This is a genomic window from Nocardioides ferulae, assembly GCF_003660455.1.
Classification (GTDB): domain Bacteria; phylum Actinomycetota; class Actinomycetes; order Propionibacteriales; family Nocardioidaceae; genus Nocardioides; species Nocardioides ferulae.
Genome location: NZ_QZVR01000016.1, coordinates 44,582 through 61,645 on the forward strand (window position 1 = coordinate 44,582; position 17,064 = coordinate 61,645).

16 protein-coding genes are annotated in these 17,064 nt (G+C 72.3%); 8 read left to right on the forward strand and 8 right to left on the reverse strand.

All coding sequences use genetic code 11. The features are described 5' to 3' along the window. Positions 1 to 2 precede the first annotated feature (2 nt). Complete coding sequence (locus tag D6B71_RS16325) at positions 3 to 1,529, reverse strand: MFS transporter (RefSeq protein ID WP_121257013.1); 1,527 nt, start codon at positions 1,527 to 1,529, stop codon at positions 3 to 5. Positions 1,530 to 1,677: 148 nt separating this feature from the next. Beyond that, a complete protein-coding gene (locus D6B71_RS16330) occupies positions 1,678 to 2,121 on the reverse strand; it encodes a hypothetical protein (RefSeq protein WP_240641488.1) in 444 nt (147 codons plus the stop codon). 337 nt (positions 2,122 to 2,458) lie between these two features. On the opposite strand from D6B71_RS16330, the gene D6B71_RS16335 reads away from it, so the two are divergent. From D6B71_RS16335 to acs, 3 genes are all read left to right on the forward strand, one after another. Further along, complete coding sequence (locus D6B71_RS16335; protein ID WP_121257015.1) at positions 2,459 to 2,743, forward strand: DUF4212 domain-containing protein; 285 nt, start codon at positions 2,459 to 2,461, stop codon at positions 2,741 to 2,743. Beyond that, the gene (locus D6B71_RS16340) at positions 2,740 to 4,431 is read left to right on the forward strand and encodes a sodium:solute symporter family protein (protein WP_121257017.1); all 1,692 of its coding nucleotides are present in this window, start codon (positions 2,740 to 2,742) and stop codon (positions 4,429 to 4,431) included. Before D6B71_RS16335 ends, D6B71_RS16340 begins: the two co-directional genes overlap by 4 nt. Positions 4,432 to 4,578: 147 nt before the next feature. Further along, positions 4,579 to 6,582, forward strand: coding sequence for an acetate--CoA ligase (gene acs, locus D6B71_RS16345; protein WP_121257155.1), 2,004 nt, complete (start codon positions 4,579 to 4,581; stop codon positions 6,580 to 6,582). An 83-nt stretch (positions 6,583 to 6,665) separates the two neighbouring features. On the opposite strand, the gene nhaA is transcribed toward acs, so the two are convergent. After that, a complete protein-coding gene (gene nhaA / locus D6B71_RS16350) occupies positions 6,666 to 7,988 on the reverse strand; it encodes a Na+/H+ antiporter NhaA (RefSeq protein WP_240641490.1) in 1,323 nt (440 codons plus the stop codon). 206 nt (positions 7,989 to 8,194) lie between these two features. Between nhaA and D6B71_RS16355 the strand changes: the two genes are divergently transcribed. Beyond that, positions 8,195 to 8,596, forward strand: a complete 402-nt coding sequence (locus D6B71_RS16355; RefSeq protein WP_121257021.1) for a phage holin family protein — start codon at positions 8,195 to 8,197, stop codon at positions 8,594 to 8,596. Here D6B71_RS16355 and D6B71_RS16360 read toward each other — a convergent pair. Genes D6B71_RS16360 through nth form a run of 4 tightly spaced genes read right to left on the reverse strand, consistent with a single transcriptional unit; the run spans position 8,593 to position 11,829 of the window. Continuing rightward, the gene (locus tag D6B71_RS16360; protein WP_121257023.1) at positions 8,593 to 9,768 is read right to left on the reverse strand and encodes a MarP family serine protease; all 1,176 of its coding nucleotides are present in this window, start codon (positions 9,766 to 9,768) and stop codon (positions 8,593 to 8,595) included. The two genes, D6B71_RS16355 and D6B71_RS16360, sit on opposite strands and share 4 nt — an antisense overlap. Beyond that, positions 9,765 to 10,514 (reverse strand): NUDIX hydrolase, encoded by a 750-nt coding sequence (locus D6B71_RS16365; protein WP_121257025.1) that lies wholly within the window; start codon positions 10,512 to 10,514, stop codon positions 9,765 to 9,767. The genes D6B71_RS16360 and D6B71_RS16365 overlap by 4 nt, the downstream gene beginning before the upstream one ends. Next, positions 10,511 to 11,128: a TlpA family protein disulfide reductase gene (locus tag D6B71_RS16370; RefSeq protein ID WP_164519703.1), complete on the reverse strand. Its 618-nt coding sequence runs from the start codon at positions 11,126 to 11,128 to the stop codon at positions 10,511 to 10,513. The genes D6B71_RS16365 and D6B71_RS16370 overlap by 4 nt, the downstream gene beginning before the upstream one ends. Continuing rightward, a complete protein-coding gene (gene nth / locus D6B71_RS16375) occupies positions 11,125 to 11,829 on the reverse strand; it encodes an endonuclease III (protein WP_121257027.1) in 705 nt (234 codons plus the stop codon). Before nth ends, D6B71_RS16370 begins: the two co-directional genes overlap by 4 nt. A gap of 143 nt (positions 11,830 to 11,972) precedes the next feature. Here nth and D6B71_RS16380 point away from each other — a divergent pair, with 143 nt between their 5' ends. The 4 genes from D6B71_RS16380 to D6B71_RS16395 all read left to right on the forward strand — a co-directional run bounded on the left by D6B71_RS16380 (position 11,973) and on the right by D6B71_RS16395 (position 15,901). Continuing rightward, entirely contained in the window at positions 11,973 to 12,650 is a 678-nt protein-coding gene (locus D6B71_RS16380) for a Crp/Fnr family transcriptional regulator (RefSeq protein ID WP_121257029.1), read from the forward strand. Positions 12,651 to 12,732: 82 nt separating this feature from the next. After that, entirely contained in the window at positions 12,733 to 13,275 is a 543-nt protein-coding gene (locus D6B71_RS16385) for a SigE family RNA polymerase sigma factor (protein ID WP_121257031.1), read from the forward strand. Next, a complete protein-coding gene (locus tag D6B71_RS16390) occupies positions 13,272 to 14,645 on the forward strand; it encodes a hypothetical protein (protein WP_121257033.1) in 1,374 nt (457 codons plus the stop codon). Before D6B71_RS16385 ends, D6B71_RS16390 begins: the two co-directional genes overlap by 4 nt. Further along, entirely contained in the window at positions 14,642 to 15,901 is a 1,260-nt protein-coding gene (locus D6B71_RS16395; RefSeq protein ID WP_121257035.1) for a hypothetical protein, read from the forward strand. The genes D6B71_RS16390 and D6B71_RS16395 overlap by 4 nt, the downstream gene beginning before the upstream one ends. A gap of 16 nt (positions 15,902 to 15,917) precedes the next feature. Here the strand turns inward: D6B71_RS16395 and D6B71_RS16400 are convergent, their stop codons facing one another. Continuing rightward, entirely contained in the window at positions 15,918 to 17,009 is a 1,092-nt protein-coding gene (locus tag D6B71_RS16400; RefSeq protein ID WP_121257037.1) for a hypothetical protein, read from the reverse strand. Positions 17,010 to 17,064 lie beyond the last annotated feature (55 nt).

Sequence of the window (17,064 nt, forward strand, 5' to 3'; positions counted from 1 at the left end):
GCTCAGACCTCGGCGGCGACCAGGCCGCGGGCCCGGGCCCGGGCGGGGGCCCGCAGGTAGACGGCGTAGGTGACCAGCGCGCACACCACGTAGAAGGCGGTGAAGACCGTGAACGCGCCCTTGGTGGCCTCCATCGGGTTGTCCACCCACGGCGAGCTGAACGCGAGCGGGATCAGGAAGCCGCCGACGGCGCCCACCGCGCCGATCACGCCGATCGCCGCGGAGGCCTGCTTGGTCGCCAGCGCCAGCGCGGAGGCGCGCTCGGGGGTGCCCGGGGTGGTCTCCCGCTCCGCCTCGCCCCGCCAGATCGCGGGGATCATCTTGTAGGTCGAGCCGTTGCCGACACCGGTGGCGGCGAACACGACCAGGAAGAACGCCAGGAACCACGGGAACCAGGACTGGTTGTCGGTCGCGATGGCCGGGTCCTGGGTGGGGTTCGGGGTCAGCTGGGTCAGCGTCCACAGCACCGCCAGCGTGCTGACGATCATCAGCCCGAACGCGGCGAGCGTGATCCGCGCGCCACCGAACCGGTCGGCCAGCCAGCCGCCGAACGGCCGGGTGGCGGAGCCGACCAGCGCGCCGAGGAACGCGTAGTAGGCGAAGTAGATCCCGGTGCCCAGCGGGGCCGGGTCGGGCACCCAGAAGTTCAGCTTGATCAGCAGCGGCATCGCCGCGGAGTAGCCGATGAACGAGCCGAACGTGCCGATGTAGAGGAACGACATCAGCCAGGTCTGGCGGTGGCGCAGCACCTGCAGCTGCTCGCGGGGGCGGGAGACGGCGGTGCCGAGGTTGTCCATGAAGAGGTACGCCGCGAGGGTCGCCACGACCGCGAGCCCGGCGTAGACCCAGGCCGCGCGCTCCAGGTGGATGCCACCCTCGCTGGCCTTGACCATGCCGAAGATGCCGGCACCGCCGACGATGACGGGCAGGAAGAGCTGGATCAGCGAGACGCCCAGGTTGCCGCCCGCGGCGTTGAGCCCGAGCGCGGCGCCCTTCTTGGCCGCGGGGTAGAAGAAGTTGATGTTGGCCATCGAGCTGGCGAAGTTGCCGCCGCCCAGCCCCGCGGTCGCCGCGATAAGGCAGAACACCCAGAACGGGGTGCCGGGGTGCTGCACGGCGTACGCGAAGCCCAGCGTCGGCACCAGCAGCAGGCCCGCGCTCACCATGGTCCAGTTGCGGCCGCCGAACTTCGGCACCGCGAACGTGTAGGGCAGCCGGAGCAGCGAGCCGACCAGGTTGGGCAGGGCGACCAGCAGAAAGAGCTGCTGGGGGCTGTAGTCGAAGCCGAGCGCCACCAGGAACGCCGAGCTCACGCTCCAGATCAGCCACACCGAGAAGCCGAGGTGCTCGGCGAAGATCGACCAGAGCAGGTTGCGGCGGGCGACGCGGCGGCCGGTCGCCTCCCAGAACTGCTCGTCCTCAGGCTCCCAGCGGTCGATCCAGCGGCCGGTACGCCGGGCGCGGACGGGGGCGGGAGGGCCGGCGGGGGACGTGGTGGCCGGCGTGCCGGGCTGGCTCGTGACGGTCATGGGTGCTCCTCGAGAGGGGACGACCCAGCCATCGTCGGCAGTCGACGTAACACCCCGGCGCGCGCCGGAGTCTCCGCGACGTCAACTTGTCCTCACAGCCTCACGGGGCTCACGGCCTCACGGCCGGACGCCTCCCGCCGGAGCGTGATCAGGCGGGAGCGACCGCGCCGCGCCACAGGGCGCGGGCGGCACCGGCTGCGACGACGCCGCCGGCGAAGACCATCAGCAGGCCGGGCCCGGGGAGCCAGCCGCTGAAGCCGACCAGTCCGGCCACGTGCAGCACCTGCCAGACCGGCAGCACCAGCGCCGGCGCCGCCATCAGCCCGGCCTGCACCGCGGCCGCCCGACGGGAGGGGATCAGCGCCCCGGCCAGGCCGAGCATCGCGAAGTAGAAGGTCCACAGCCCGCCGCCGCGCACCCCGGACAGCGAGCCCAGGGAGGTGTAGATCCACGGCAGGAACGAGCCGAGCACGACCATCCCGACCGCGAGCGCGAGCCGGCGCCGCGCGGGGTCCGGTGCCCGTCGGGTGCGGACGCGCCCGTTCCGGGAGGTCGGCACGGAGGTCGCTGCGAGGTCACCTGAGGCTGCCATGCGGCGACTCTACGAACCGTGACCGCGGTCACGCCATGCCCACGACCCGCGAGATGACCGTTCGCAGCGGGCCGGACACGACGAACGGTCGGTCCGGCGCGACCAACGGTCACGTCGAGGCGTCTATGGCCCCTGCGAGCGCCCGCCGGGCCGCGCGGCGACCGTTCGCCGCGTGATCCACGCCACTGACCGCAGCAGGTGACCTGAGTCACATCTCGGCCTTGACCGGCGACACGGCGGGTTGCTTGCCTCACCCGAGCCGATTCCGGGTGTCGGTGCCCCAGCTCCATCCGCTCATCCATCCGCACATCCACCCGCCCCTGGAGGAGAGAACCCCATGGACGAAGCAGCGCGCCAGTCGTACTGGCGCTCCAACCTACGGTTGATGGCCGTCTTGCTCACGGTCTGGGCGCTGGTGTCCTTCGGCGCCGGGATCATCTTCGTCGAGCCGCTCAACGAGATCGAGATCGCCGGCTTCCCGCTCGGGTTCTGGTTCGCCCAGCAGGGCTCGATCATCACCTTCGTCGTGCTCATCGCCATCTACGTGTGGCGCATGGACAAGCTCGACCAGAAGCACGGGATCGACATCGACGGCTACGGCGAGGAGGTGCACCACTCGTGACCGACATCCAGACCTGGACGCTCGTCTTCGTCCTCATCACGTTCGGCATCTACATCTACATCGCCTACGCGAGCCGGGTGAGCAGCACCTCCGGCTTCTACGTCGCCGGCGGCGGCATCCCGGCCCCGGCCAACGGCGCCGCGATCGCGGCGGACTGGATGAGCGCGGCGTCGTTCATCTCGATGGCCGGCATCATCGCCCTCGCGGGCAACGGCTACGCCGGGTCGGTCTACCTGATGGGCTGGACCGGCGGCTACGTGCTGCTGGCGCTGCTGCTCGCGCCGTACCTGCGCAAGTTCGGCAAGTACACGATCCCCGACTTCGTGGGTGACCGGTACTCCGAGAGCGCCCGCCTGGTCGCGGTGGTCTGCGCGATCGTCGTGTCGTTCGTCTACGTCGCGGGCCAGATGGCCGGCGTCGGCCTGGTCTTCCAGCGGTTCCTGGGCGTCGGCACCACCACCGGCGTCGTCATCGGCATGGCGATCGTCTTCTTCTACGCCGTGCTCGGCGGCATGAAGGGCATCACCTGGACCCAGGTCGCCCAGTACAGCGTCCTGATCGTGGCCTACCTGATCCCCGCGGTGGCGATCTCCGCCGAGCTCAGCGACATCCCGGTCCCGCAGATCGGCTTCGGCCAGATCCTCGGCGAGCTCGACGGTCTGCAGCAGGACCTCGGCATCGCGGCGTACACCGAGGCGTTCACCCAGACCTCGATGACGAACATGGTGCTGATCACCGCGGCGCTGATGTTCGGCACCGCGGGCCTGCCGCACGTGATCGTGCGCTTCTACACCGCCAAGAGCGTGCGCGCGGCGCGCTACTCCGCGCTCTGGGCGCTGTTCTTCATCTCGCTGCTCTACACCACCGCCCCCTCGATCGCGGCGTTCAGCAAGCTGCAGGTCATCAAGGACCTCGACGGGACGGCGCTGGCCGACGTGCCGGGCTGGTTCAACACCTGGGCCGACGTCGGGCTGATCACCGGCGCCGACGGCGGCGCCGTCGCCGACGCCAACAACAACGGGGTGATCGACTACACCACCGAGGTCGTCATCAACAACGACATCATGGTGCTGGCCGCACCCGAGATCGGCGGCCTCCCGGCCCCGATCGTGGGCCTGGTCGCCGCGGGGGCCCTCGCCGCCGCGCTGTCCACCGCCTCCGGGCTGCTGCTGGTGATCTCCTCCTCGGTCGCCAACGACGTCTACTACAAGAAGATCAACCCCGCCGCCACCGAGGCGAAGCAGCTGATGGTCGGCCGCATCGCGATGGCCGGCGCGATCCTGGTCGCCGGCTACCTCGGCATCAACCCTCCCGGATTCGTGGCCCAGGTGGTCGCCTTGGCCTTCGGGCTGGCGTGTGCGAGCTTCTTCCCGATCCTGGTGCTCGGCATCTTCTGGAAGAAGTGCACCGCCGCAGGCGCCACGGCCGGCATGGTCGTCGGGCTCTCGGTGACGATGGCCTACATGATCTGGACCGTCGACATCTGGGGCAACAGCGACGGCCTCTGGAGCATCCCGGAGACCGGGTTCGGCACCATCGGCATGCTGATCAACTTCGCGGTGACGATCATCGTCTCCCAGTTCACCAAGAAGCCCAGCCCGGTGATGCAGGAGCTGGTCGAGGAGATCCGCTACCCCGGCCGCACCGACCTGGTGGCCAAGCACGCGGCAGGCGAGGAGATCGCCTGACCCACAGTCCCTGGGGCCCTGTGGTGACCTGCCCCACAGGGTCCTAGGCTGGCCGCGAGGCGGCATTCCACACCACGCCGGGCTTCCGGCCCGCCCGCCGCGGCACCCTCCGGGGTGTCGCGGCGGTTCCAGATACGAGGAGTGATCGTGACCGAAGAGACGCTGTCGAACCTGAGCCACGAGGAGCGGCGGTTCGAGCCGCCGGCCGAGCTCGCGGCCAGCGCGAACCTCACCGCGGAGGCCTACGAGCGGGCCGCCGCCGACCCGGAGGCCTTCTGGGCCGAGCAGGCCGAGCGCCTCGACTGGCACCAGAAGTGGGACCGGGTCCTGGACTGGGACGACCCGCCGTTCGCCAAGTGGTTCGTCGGCGGCAAGCTCAACGCCGCCTACAACTGCGTCGACCGGCACGTCGAGGCCGGCCGCGGCGACAAGGTGGCCATCCACTGGGTGGGTGAGCCCGAGGACGACACCCGCTCGCTGACCTACGCCGACCTGCAGCAGGAGGTCAACAAGGCCGCGAACGCGCTCACCGAGCTGGGCGTGCGCGCCGGCGACCGGGTCGCGATCTATCTGCCGATGATCCCCGAGGCGATCGTGACGATGCTCGCCTGCGCGCGTCTCGGCGCCCCCCACACGGTCGTGTTCGGCGGCTTCTCCTCCGACGCGCTCGCCTCCCGGCTCGCCGACTGCCAGGCCAAGGTCGTCGTCACCGCCGACGGCGGCTACCGGCGCGGCTCCGCGTCGGCGCTGAAGCCCGCGGTCGACGAGGCACGCGTCAAGGCCGCCGACAACGGGCACCGCGTCGAGAAGGTCCTCGTGGTGCGGCGTACCGGCCAGGAGCTCGCGGAGGGCAGCTGGGAGGACGGCGTCGACGTGTGGTGGCACGACGCCGTCGACGGCGCCTCGGCCGAGCACGAGTGCGAGTTCTTCGACTCCGAGCACCCGCTCTACGTCATGTACACCTCCGGAACCACCGGCAAGCCGAAGGGCATCCTGCACACGACCGGCGGCTACCTGACCGGCTGCGCCTACACCCACTGGGCGGTCTTCGACCTCAAGCCCGAGACCGACGTCTACTGGTGCACCGCCGACATCGGGTGGGTCACCGGCCACAGCTACATCGTCTACGGGCCGCTGGCCAACGGGGCCACCCAGGTGCTCTACGAGGGCACGCCCGACAGCCCCGAGCGCGGCCGCTGGTGGAAGATCATCGAGCAGTACGGCGTGACGATCTTCTACACCGCACCGACCGCGATCCGCTCGTTCATGAAGCAGGGCCGCGAGATCCCCGACCGTCACGACATGTCGTCGTTGCGCATCCTCGGGTCGGTGGGCGAGCCGATCAACCCCGAGGCCTACGTGTGGTACCGCGAGGTCATCGGCGGCAACCGCACGCCGGTGGTCGACACCTGGTGGCAGACCGAGACCGGCGCGATCATGATCTCCCCGCTGCCCGGCGTCACCGCCGGCAAGCCGGGCTCGGCGATGACCGCGATCCCCGGTGTCGCCGCCGAGGTGGTCAACGACGAGGGCCACCCGGTGCCCGACGGCTCCGGGGGCTACCTGGTGCTCAGCAAGCCGTGGCCCTCGATGCTGCGCACGATCTGGGGTGACGACCAGCGGTTCAAGGACACCTACTGGTCGCGGTTCCCGGCCACCGCGGAGCGCGGCGCCTACTACTTCGCCGGTGACGGCGCGAAGAAGGACGAGGACGGCGACATCTGGGTGCTCGGCCGGGTCGACGACGTCATGAACGTCTCCGGCCACCGGCTCTCGACCACCGAGATCGAGTCGGCGCTGGTCTCGCACCCGAAGGTCGCCGAGGCCGCGGTGGTGGGCGCGAAGGACGAGGACACCGGGCAGGCGGTCTGCGCGTTCGTGATCCTGCGCGACGAGGCCGGCGACGGGGGCGACGACATCGTCGCCGAGCTCCGGGGTCACGTGCGCAAGGAGATCGGCCCGATCGCCACCCCGCGCCAGATCATGGTGGTGCCCGAGCTGCCGAAGACCCGCTCCGGCAAGATCATGCGCCGGTTGCTGCGCGACGTCGCCGAGAACCGCGAGGTCGGCGACGTCACCACGCTGGCCGACTCCACGGTGATGGACTTGATCTCGGGCCGGCTCACCTCGGGCCGCTCCGACGAGGCCTGACCCGCCCCCTCTCCCAGCGGTTCACCTGACGCCGAGTCGGCGCTTCTGCAGACGCAGGGGCGCCGACTCGGCGTTTGGGCGTCCTACTGGCGGTTCGGGTCGGTGGGGAAGCTGTCGAACAGGTCCGGCACGCTGTCGTGGTCGGTGTCGACGCTCTCCCGCTCGGCCAGGTCGCGGTAGTAGCGGTTGCGCGGCACGAGCACGAGGCTCGCCAGGCCGGCCGCGATCACCGAGGCGGCCAGGATCGCGATCTTCGCGTGGTCGTAGTGCGCCGACTCGGTGCCGAAGCTGAGCTCGGAGATCAGCAGCGAGACCGTGAAGCCGATGCCGGCGAGCAGGGTCATGCCGAGCAGGTCGCGCCAGGTGATGTCAGGGTCGAGGTTGGCGTGGCGGGTGCGGGTGATCAGCCAGGTCGAGGCCATGATGCCGATCGGCTTGCCGAGCACCAGGCCCAGCACCACGCCCCAGACGACCGAGTCCTCGACCAGGGCACCGAACCCGCCGCCCTCGCTGAGCGAGACCCCGGCGGAGAAGAACGCGAAGACCGGCACGCAGAACCCGGCCGAGATCGGGCGCACCCGGTGCTCGAGCACCTCGGCCAGGCCGGGTCCGGAGTCGACCGGGTGCTGCTTGCGCAGCACCGGGACCGTGAAGCCGAGCACCACGCCGGCGATGGTCGCGTGCACCCCCGACTCGAGGAACAGCGCCCACGCGACGGCCGCGAGCGGGAGCAGCAGCACGTAGGCGACCCAGCGCCGGGTGCCGACGAACGCGGACGCCTTCTGCACCACGAGCGCGAACGCCGCGATCGGCACGACGGACAACAGCAGCATCTCGGGCTTGAGCTCGCTGGTGTAGAAGATCGCGATGATCGCGATCGCGATCAGGTCGTCGACGACCGCCAGCGTGAGCAGGAACAGCCGCAGCGGCGAGGGCAGCCGGGAGCCGATCACCGCGAGCACCGCCACCGCGAACGCGATGTCCGTGGCCGCCGGGATGGCCCAGCCCCGCAACGTCTCGCCGCCGGCGGCCAGGTTGATCACCGTGTAGATGAGCGCGGGCACCATGACCCCGCCGAACGCCGCGGCCACCGGCACGATCGCCCGGTCGAAGCTGCGCAGGTCGCCCGCGACGAACTCCTTCTTCAGCTCCAGGCCGACCAGGAAGAAGAAGACCGCGAGAAGCCCGTCGGCGGCCCAGTGACCGAGGCTCAGGTCGAGGTGCAGACCCAGCACGTCGCCGCCGACGTGCCAGTCGCGCAGCTCGAAGTAGCTGTCGCCGAAGGGCAGGTTGGCCCACAGCAGCGCAACCACGGCGCCGGCGATGAGCAGCGCCCCGCCGATGGTCTCGGTGCGGAGGATGTCGGCGACGCGCTGGTACTCGCCCCAGCTGGGGCGAGACAGCACCCGACGGGAGCCGTTCGATTGGGGGGGCGTGGAAGTCACGGCGGGTGGGAACCTCTCGGTGGGCAGCATCGACGACGTGCCGACCAGACTTCCCGGCTCACCGGGTCCGATGGTAGCGGGCGCCGGGCCCGACACGGTTCTGTAGGGTCAGCACCGCAGCACCACCCGCACTCGAAGCCGCACTCGAACCAGCACCGAGGAGCCTCATGGCCACCGAACCGGTCAAGGACACCGATCCCACCATCGGACGTCTCGTCGCCGACGCGAGCCGCGACATCTCCACGCTGGTGTCGAAGGAGATCGAGCTCGCCAAGTCAGAGCTCAAGGTGAGCTTCAAGGCCGGCGGCACCGGCATCGGCCTGTTCGCCGCCGCCGGGTTCGTCGCAGTGCTGGCGATCATCATGCTGTCGGTCTCGCTGGCCTACTTCATCCACTGGAACGGCTCGGGTCTCTCGCTCCACTGGGCGTTCCTGATCGTCTTCGCCCTCTACCTGCTGATCACCGCGCTGCTGGGCTACCTCGGGGTGAAGAAGGTCAAGCAGGTACGCGCCCCCGAGGCCGCGATCCGGCAGGGCAAGGAGATCCCCTCGGCGCTGAAGGGTCACTAACCCGCGCACCCTCCGGTCGACACCTCGGCGTCGCTGAGCCGGCCGGTCTCGGCGCTCTGCGCCACCTGCTCGGCGGTGAGCGCGTAGCCGGTCTCGGAGTCGGTCACCGACGCCGCGAAGACCACGCCGACCACGTCACCGTCGGCGGAGACCACCGGGCCACCGGAGTTGCCCGGCCGCACCACCCCGCGCAGCGAGAACACCTCGCGCACGATGGTGTCCTCGCCGTAGATGTTGGGCGAGCGCAGCCGTTGCTCGGCGCGGACCCGCCCCGCGACCGCGGAGAACGGGCCGTCCTCGGGATAGCCCAGCACCGCGACCGGGTCACCGGCCTCGGCGGTCTGGTCGAACGGCAGGAACGGCGCGTCGCCCGCCTCGAGCTTGAGCACCGCCACGTCGAGGTCCTCGTCGTAGAGCACCACCTGCGCGGCCACCAGGCTGCCGTCGATCTCGACCTGGGGGTCGCTCACCCCGGCCACCACGTGGGCGTTGGTCATCAACGTGTCGTCGGCGTAGAGGAAGCCGCTGCCCTCGATGCCCCGGCCGCAGCTGTTGGTGCCGCGGATCTTCAGCACGCTCTCCTGCGCCGCCGCGACGTCGGGGTCGCGCAGCATCTTCTCGTCGCCGGGACGCACCTCGACGATCCGCTCGGGCGCGAACGGCTCGAGGTAGCGGGGGAAGAAGCTCGCGCCGACCACGTTGTTGAACGCCTGCAGCACCCCACCGGCCTCCGCGGGCAGCACGTCGTCGACCCGCTCGAGCACCTTCGACCCGCGCACCAGCGGGGTCACGCCGTCGATGCGCGACCCGGAGATCGCCACGCCGAGCGCCCACGCGACCAGCAGCACGGCGGCGGCGCTCAGGGCCGCACCGCCGACGGCGTCGAGCGCCCGGGCGGGATGCCAGGTGATCCGGTCGCGGATGCGGGCGCCGGTGTACTGGAGGACCGCCTGGCCGAGCGAGGCCGAGAGGATCACGATGAACAGCGCCCCGAGCGAGACCAGCAGCGACGGGGCGGCGTCGCCGAGCGCCAGCGGCGCCAGCCACACCCCGAAGAGCCCACCGAGCAGCAGCCCGGCGGTCGCGAAGGCGCCCGTGACGAAGCCCTGCCAGTAGCCGGAGAGGGCATACGCGGAGACCAGCACGAGCAGCAGCCAGTCGAGAAGGTTCACGAAGGTCCCCCCTGGCGGCCCTCGGGCTCCTCGATGTCGAGCATGCCGGAGCGTGCGGCCCGCTGCGCCGGGGAGTCGCCGGCGAGCATGTACTCCGGCAGGTCGCGCACCCGGGTGTCGTCCCAGGGGCGGGTCCAGCCGAGGAAGTCGAAGAGCCGGGCGATGATGCCGCCGGTGAAGCCCCACAGGATGACGTCGTTCTCGGGCCCGATCAGGAAGCCAGGGCTGCGGTAGCCGCGGGGATGCCGCACGGTGACCCGGTGCTCCGGGTCGAGCAGCTCCTCGATCGGCGCGTGGTGGATCGCGTGCACCTCGGCTCGGCTGACCACGTCGACCCGGCCCGGCTCGCGCCACCAGCCGAGCACCGGGGTGACCGCGAAGTTGCTCGGTGGCAGCCACAGCTCGGGCAGCTCTCCGAACACCTCGACCGAGGACGGCACCACGCCGACCTCCTCCTCGGCCTCGCGCAGCGCCGCCTCGACCACTCCCTCGCCCGGGTCGAGCGCACCGCCGGGGAACGACACCTGGCCGGGGTGGGAGCGCATGTCGTGGGCCCGCTCGGTGAGCAGCAGCTCGCCGCCGCGCTCACCCTCGCCGAACAGCATCAGCACCGCACCGCGGCGCACGTCGGCGCCCTCGGGCGGCACGAACCGGGTCAGGTGCTCGGCCTCGATCCGGTCGACGGCCTCGGCCACCGGCTGCAGCCAGTCGGGCAGACCGGGGTGCCCTCCGGTGGAGCCGGTCACAGGGCCACGCCCAGGTGCCGCTCCACCAGGTCGACCAACTCGTCGACCGACTCGATCTCCCCCGCGTCGATGCCGGCGACTTGGCCGTCGGCGTCGACGAACGCCGTCAGCGGAAGCCCGCGGAACGCGAAGGAACCCGAGCCGCCGACCCGCTCCTGCGGGTCGGCCAGCAGCGGGTAGGTGACCCCGGTCTCGCCCACCAGCTGCATCGCCCGCTCCGGCTGCGGGTCGTTGTAGTCGACGCCCATCACCGTGACCCGGTCGCCGAACCGCTCGTGGAACGCCTGGATCACCGGCATCTCCTCGCGGCACGGGCCGCACCAGGCCGCCCAGAAGTTCAGCACCAGCGGCCCACGCAGGGCGGCCAGGTCGACGTCGGGCCCGCCGCCGAAGCAGGCCAGCGTCACCTCCGGCAGCCCTTGCTCGACCGGCTGCCCGGTGCCGGGCGCGCAGTCCTCGACGCCGGCCGCGGCCTTGAGCTCGCGCAGCTCGGGGGTGTCGACGTCGACCTTCGCCTCCCCCGGTGGGGCGACGCCGTCGTCGCCACAGGCGGCCAACACCGGCGCGGAGAGCAGCAGCGCCGCGGCGAGCGCGGCAACGACACGGCCCCTCACGCCCGGCCCTCGGTCTTGACCAGCTTCGCGGCCTCGTCGGGGTCGGTCGGTCCCTCGCCGTACGCCGGGCACCAGCGCGCGACCGGACAGGCGCCGCAGGCGGGCTTGCGGGCGTGGCAGATGCGCCGGCCGTGCCAGATCAGGTGGTGGCTGAGCATCGTCCAGTCGCGCTTGGGGAACAGCTCGCCGACCGCGTGCTCGACCTTGACCGGGTCGGTCTCGTCGGTCCAGCCGAAGCGGCGCACGAGCCGCCCGAAGTGGGTGTCGACGGTGATGCCGGGGACGTCGAAAGCGTTGCCGAGCACCACGTTGGCGGTCTTGCGGCCCACGCCGGGGAGCGTCACCAGGTCGGCCAGCCGCGGCGGCACCTGGCCGTCGTACCGCTCGACGAGGGCCTGGCTGAGCTTGAGCAGCGCCTCGGTCTTGGCCCGGAAGAACCCCAGCGGGCCGACGATCTGCTCCAGGTGTCCGCGCTCGGCGGCCGCCATGGCGGCGGGGTCGGGGTAGGCCGCGAACAGCGTGGGACGCACCGCGTTGACCCGCTTGTCGGTGGTCTGCGCGGAGAGAACCGTGACCACGAGCAGCTGGAACGGGTCGTCGAAGTCGAGCTCGCACCGGGCCTCGGGGTAGGTCTGCGCGAGCACCCGGTCGATCTTGCGGGCACGGCGGACCAGGCCGGTGCGGGTCTCGGGGGCGGGCACGGAGTCAGACTAGACGGCCGGACGAACCGCACAGTGTGCTGGGCGACACACCCCCGTGTCGAGCCCTCCTTTTCGCTGTGACCAATCGCACTGAGTAGGATTGCGAGTGTCTGACGAGCGTCAGGCAACGACGAGGAGGATCCGTGGACAACGACGTGCTGCGCCAAGCACCGCTCTTCAGTGCGCTGGACGACGAGGCGGCCACGGCCCTGCGGGCGTCGATGAGCGAGACCCGGCTGCGCCGCGGTGACGTGCTCTTCCACGAGGGCGACTCCGGCGACCGGCTCTACATCTGCCTCGACGGCAAGGTGAAGCTCGGCCGCACCTCCGCCGACGGCCGCGAGAACCTGCTGGCGATCCTCGGCCCCGGCCAGATGTTCGGCGAGCTGTCGCTGTTCGACCCGGGCCCGCGCTCGGCCACGGTCACCGCCGTCACCGACGCCTCGTTCGCCTCGCTCTCCCACGAAGACCTCCTCAAGTGGCTCGACGGCCGCCCGGTCGTGGCCCGTGGCCTGCTCTCCCAGCTGGCCGGCCGGCTGCGCAAGGCCAACGACGTCGTCGCCGACCTGGTCTTCTCCGACGTGCCCGGTCGCGTCGCCAAGGCGCTGCTCGACCTCGCGGACCGGTTCGGCCGCACCGCCGACGACGGCGTGCACGTGCACCACGACCTCACCCAGGAGGAGCTCGCCCAGCTGGTCGGCGCCTCCCGCGAGACCGTCAACAAGGCGCTGGCCGACTTCGCCTCCCGCGGCTGGCTGCGGCTCGAGCCGCGCTCGGTCGTGATCATGGACGTCGAGCGGCTGGGCCGCCGCGCCCGCTGACGGTCCTCCCGCGAGATTCTTCTGCTTGGCTGACCCCCGAGGTCGCTCCTGCGTGCGTCGTAGGGAGTGAAAGGGGGCTCGGGTGCCGTTCACAGCTCACGACGACCACTCCGGGGCGAGTGCCGAGGAGCGGTTCAACGCCTTCGTGGTGGCGCGCACGCCTGCCCTGTCGCGCACGGCGTACCTCCTCACCGGGGACGCCCACCTCGCGGAGGACCTCGTGCAGACAGCGCTCTTCAAAGCCGCCAGGAGCTGGCACCGCATCGAGGGTGACCCGGAGCCCTACGTGCGGCGCATCCTCTACACCCAGAACGTGTCCTGGTGGCGTTCGCGGCGCCGGATGCGCGAGCACGCGCTGCCGGAGCAGTACGACGCCGCGACGCCGGCCGCCGACCCCGACCTGCGGCTCACCCTCGAGCAGGCACTCGGCCGGCTCACCACGCGCCAGCGCACCGTGCTGGTGCTGCGCTACTTCGAGGACCTCACCGAGGTGCAGGCCGCCGAGGTGCTCGGCATCGGCGCCGGCACGGTGAAGTCGATCGGCCGGCAGGCCCTGGCCCGGCTGCGCACCCTGGCGCCCGAGCTGGCCGAGCTGGTCGGCGAGCCCGCGGGAGGCTCCGCATGACCGGCCGGCTGCGCGAGGAGCTGCAGCGGCTCGGCGAGGTGGCGCCGGTGGTGGAGGTGCCCGCCGACACCTGGTCCCGCGGGCGGCGGGCCCGGCGACGTGACCAGGCCCTGACGCTGGCGGCCGTCGCCGCCGTGCTCGCGGTCGTCGGTGGGCTGGTCGCCTGGCTGCCGCAGCGCGACCAGCCGCCGGTCGCCGACACCGACTCGCTCGGCGTCCCCGAGCGGCTCTACTCGGTGCCGGAGCGGATGTCGGACCGCCGGCTGGACGACACCTGGTCGAGCGGCGAGGTCACCGACGACCTGGCGGTGGGGGTGGCCGCGGCCGCCTGGGTCACCGAGGCCGGGCTGCCGGTCGTGGTCGACGCCGCGGAGGGTGACTACCACCTGCTCGACCTGCCCGACTTCGGTGGCAACAACTCACACGTGGCCGACGGGTTCACCCCGCCCACGGTCGCGCTCGCGCCCGACGGCCGCTCACTGGCCTACTCCTACGCCTCCCTCGACCCCGAGGGAGACGAGGCGTTCGAGACGCGCGACGCAGCGGCCGCCGAGCCGATCCCCAGCGGCCTGCGGGTGCTCGACCTGGTCACCGGCGACCTGCGCACGGTCGAGATCGCGGGGTTCGACGGCACGGCGGTCAGCCAGATCGCGTGGTCGCCGGGCAGCACCTGGCTGGCCTGGGTCGGTGCGCACCAGGGCACCTGGACCCCGGACGGCTCGGGCGCGGAGTTCCCGACCGGCGGCCGGGTGGCGCCGGGCGCGACGACCTCGCAGCCGCTGCGCCTGGGCGACCACGAGTCGGCCACGCTGGCCGTCGACGACACCGGCGAGGTGTGGGCGGTGGACGAGGGGCGGCTGGTGCGCTGGACGGGCGGCGAGCCGCGCGGCGTGGCCGTCCGCGGAGACATCTGGCCCCGCCACGCCGTGCTCACCTCCGGAGGGCTCGCGGTCGGCACGCGCGACGAGCTCGAGGTCGGGCTGATCGACGCGCGGGGGCGGGTGAGCAGGATCCAGGCGAACGGCGACCTGCCGGTCGGAGGCGGCAGCGCCGAGGTGCTCGGCACTCTCGGCGATGACCTCGTGGTCCGCACCCGCAGCGCCGACGACACCGACGGCCAGCTGCTGCTGCTCTCCACCGACGGCGCCGCCGAGGTCGTCGGCAGCGTGGAACCCGGCGTGCCCGACACGCTCAGTCTCGCCACCGGCCTGATGACCGCAGAGCGCCCCAGCGTCGAGCGACCGGCGCCCGACTGGCCGTGGTCCTACGAGCGCTGGGTGCTGGTGCTCGCCGGGCTCGCGTTCGCGGTGGCCACGGTGGCCTCCTTCGTGACATGGCTGCGCCGACGCCTCAAGGGAGCCTCGACATGACCGCCCGCACCCCCACCCACCGAGCGGTACGCCGGGCGCTCGCCGCCGCCGTGACGGTCGGCGTCGCGCTGGTCGCGCTGGTCGCGACGCTCACGACCCTCGTCTCGTCGGCCTCCCACCCGGCCGCCGCCGACTCCGGCAGCGCTGCCGTCCCGGCGTACCTGTCCGTGCCCCAGAACGACGAGGAGGCACCCGTCGCGGAGTCACTGGCCGTGGGGCCCCAGGCCGTGGTGATGGCCGTCGACCGCGAGGACGAGCGCGGCGTGCAGGTGATCGGCGTCGGCGCCGAGTCCGGCGCCTACCGGGTCCTGGAGCTGCCCGGCCGGCTCGGCACCGACGGGCACTCGCTGATCGGCAGCGCCGACGCAGACACCCTCGCGCTCTCGGCCGACGGCACCCGGCTCGCCTATCCGCGCGCCGTGGCGGGCGACGGCCCCGATGCGCTCACCGGCGTCGGCATCGTCGACCTGGTCTCCGGAGACGTGCGCACCGTGCCGATCGACCAGGGCCACGGAGTGCGCCTGGTCGGCCTGTCCTTCTCACCCGACGCACAGTGGGTGGTCTGGTGGGGCAATCCGGTCCGTGACTGGCAGCGCCGCGGCGAGGCGGCCTTCGCGAACCGCACCGTGGCGGGCCGGGTGGCCCCCGGCTCCGACGTCTCCGAGCCGGTCCCGGGCCACCGCTCGGAGGGCGGCGCCACCTACGCGGTCGCCGACGACGGCACCGTGGCGATCGCGGAGCTGCTCGAGGTCCGCACCTGGGACGGCCGGGTCCTGGAGAGCACCCCCGCGGCCCGCGGCATCCCCGAGTCGACCACGACCGACGGCACCGACGTCACCCACGCCCGCACGACCAGGACGACCGCCTTCCACCAGACGGCCCGCACACCCCCGTGGGTGCCGCTGCCCGCACCGCTGCGGTCCGCCATGGTGACGGTGCACGACTGGGTGGACCTCGACCACGCGGTCGTCACCGTCGACCCCGAGTTGGGTGTGCTGGCCCTGGACGGCTCCGAGCCCGCCTACGTCGGGCTCGTGCAGCTGGACTACGTGCCCGAGGTCCTCACCGTCGCGACCGACCTGCTGGCCGGCGAGCCCCAGGTCACCGAGCGCCCTCGCCCGGAGTTCGTGGCCGAGCGCGAGGACGGCTCCGGCGGCTCCGACGGCGGGGCTGCCCGGTGGTGGGTCGGCGGCGGGGTCCTCGCCGGTGCGCTGGCCATCGCGCTGCTCCTCCGGCGCCGCCGCCGGCGGACCTGACCACCCCGGCTCGCTGTCACGGCAGGCTGACGGTGGCGGCGGCCCACTCCCCCTCCGCGGGGTAGGGGCCGGGCAGCACGGTCGACCGGAGGAAGCGACCGGTGAGTGGCTGCCACACGACCAGGCGCCGGCTGTCCACCAGGAGCAGCAGCGACCCGGCGTCCAGCCAGCCCTCGATGGAGGTCAACGGCACCCGCAGCCGGGCGACCGGCTCTCCGGTGGTCGTGTCGAAGACCCAGATCATCGTGCTGCCCAGGCCGCCCCGGGGAGGCTCGAACACCGCGACGTGGGTCTCCCCGAAGACCCCCCACAGCCGCCCTCGCCGGAAGTCCCGGGGGAGGTCCCAGGTGGTCCGCTCCGGCGTGCCGCCCTCCCAGCGAGTGACCCGCAGCCCGGTCGGAGGGTCGCTCACCAGCTCGACCGGCGTGCCGTCGGTGTCGAAGCGGCTGCGCCAACCCGTGTAGGGCACCGGGGTCACCTTGCCGCCAGGCGTGACGTGGAAGGTCCGGTAGGGCGAGGGCCCGGGCGCCCGGCCGTAGGCGGACACCGCGTTCCTGCCCGGGAGCCACTCCACGTAGCGCACCATCCGGCTGCCGCGAGGGAAGTCGACGTGCCTGACGGTGCCTTCGGTCAGGTCGACGAAGACGACCCCCGCGTTCGTGTGCGCGGCCCAGCGGCGGCCGTCGGCCGACAGCCGGCCCGGTCCATAGGTGTCCGGTCCCGGCCACCACGCATCCGGCAGGCCGAGGTCCGCGAGGCCGAGCACGCGCCAGCGACCGTCGACCCCCCAGAACAGCACCTGCTCCCCCGCCCAACCCACGGGGTCCTCCCACCGCTCGGTCGGGTGGTAGGCCAGTCGCGCGGCGACCCCGGCGCCGAGCACGTCGGGCAGGGCGTCGGAATCGGCCGGCGCACGCCGGGGAAGACCGCCGTGGAGCGGCACCGACGCCCACCGCTCGGGGAGCCGCTGCACGGCTGGAGGCCGCGCCGGGGTCGCGCTCGGCGCGGCCTCGGGCGTGCCGGCCGGTGGCGCCTCCGGGGCGGCGGGCTCCCCGGGCGAGCAGGCGGCGAGCAGCAGCACGGCGGCGGCGACCCAGATGGTCCACATGGTCCTCACGGGGGGAGAACGGCCGGGGCCGCGCGGGAGGTTGGGGCGGGTTCAA

Excerpts from the sequence above, each read along its gene's own strand:
- D6B71_RS16325 (WP_121257013.1), bottom strand. The coding sequence starts at position 1,529 with ATGACCGTCACGAGCCAGCCCGGCACGCCGGCCACCACGTCCCCCGCC.
- D6B71_RS16330 (WP_240641488.1), bottom strand. The coding sequence starts at position 2,121 with ATGGCAGCCTCAGGTGACCTCGCAGCGACCTCCGTGCCGACCTCCCGG.
- D6B71_RS16335 (WP_121257015.1), top strand. The coding sequence starts at position 2,459 with ATGGACGAAGCAGCGCGCCAGTCGTACTGGCGCTCCAACCTACGGTTG.
- D6B71_RS16355 (WP_121257021.1), top strand. The coding sequence starts at position 8,195 with ATGGCCACCGAACCGGTCAAGGACACCGATCCCACCATCGGACGTCTC.
- D6B71_RS16390 (WP_121257033.1), top strand. The coding sequence starts at position 13,272 with ATGACCGGCCGGCTGCGCGAGGAGCTGCAGCGGCTCGGCGAGGTGGCG.
- D6B71_RS16395 (WP_121257035.1), top strand. The coding sequence starts at position 14,642 with ATGACCGCCCGCACCCCCACCCACCGAGCGGTACGCCGGGCGCTCGCC.
- D6B71_RS16400 (WP_121257037.1), bottom strand. The coding sequence starts at position 17,009 with ATGTGGACCATCTGGGTCGCCGCCGCCGTGCTGCTGCTCGCCGCCTGC.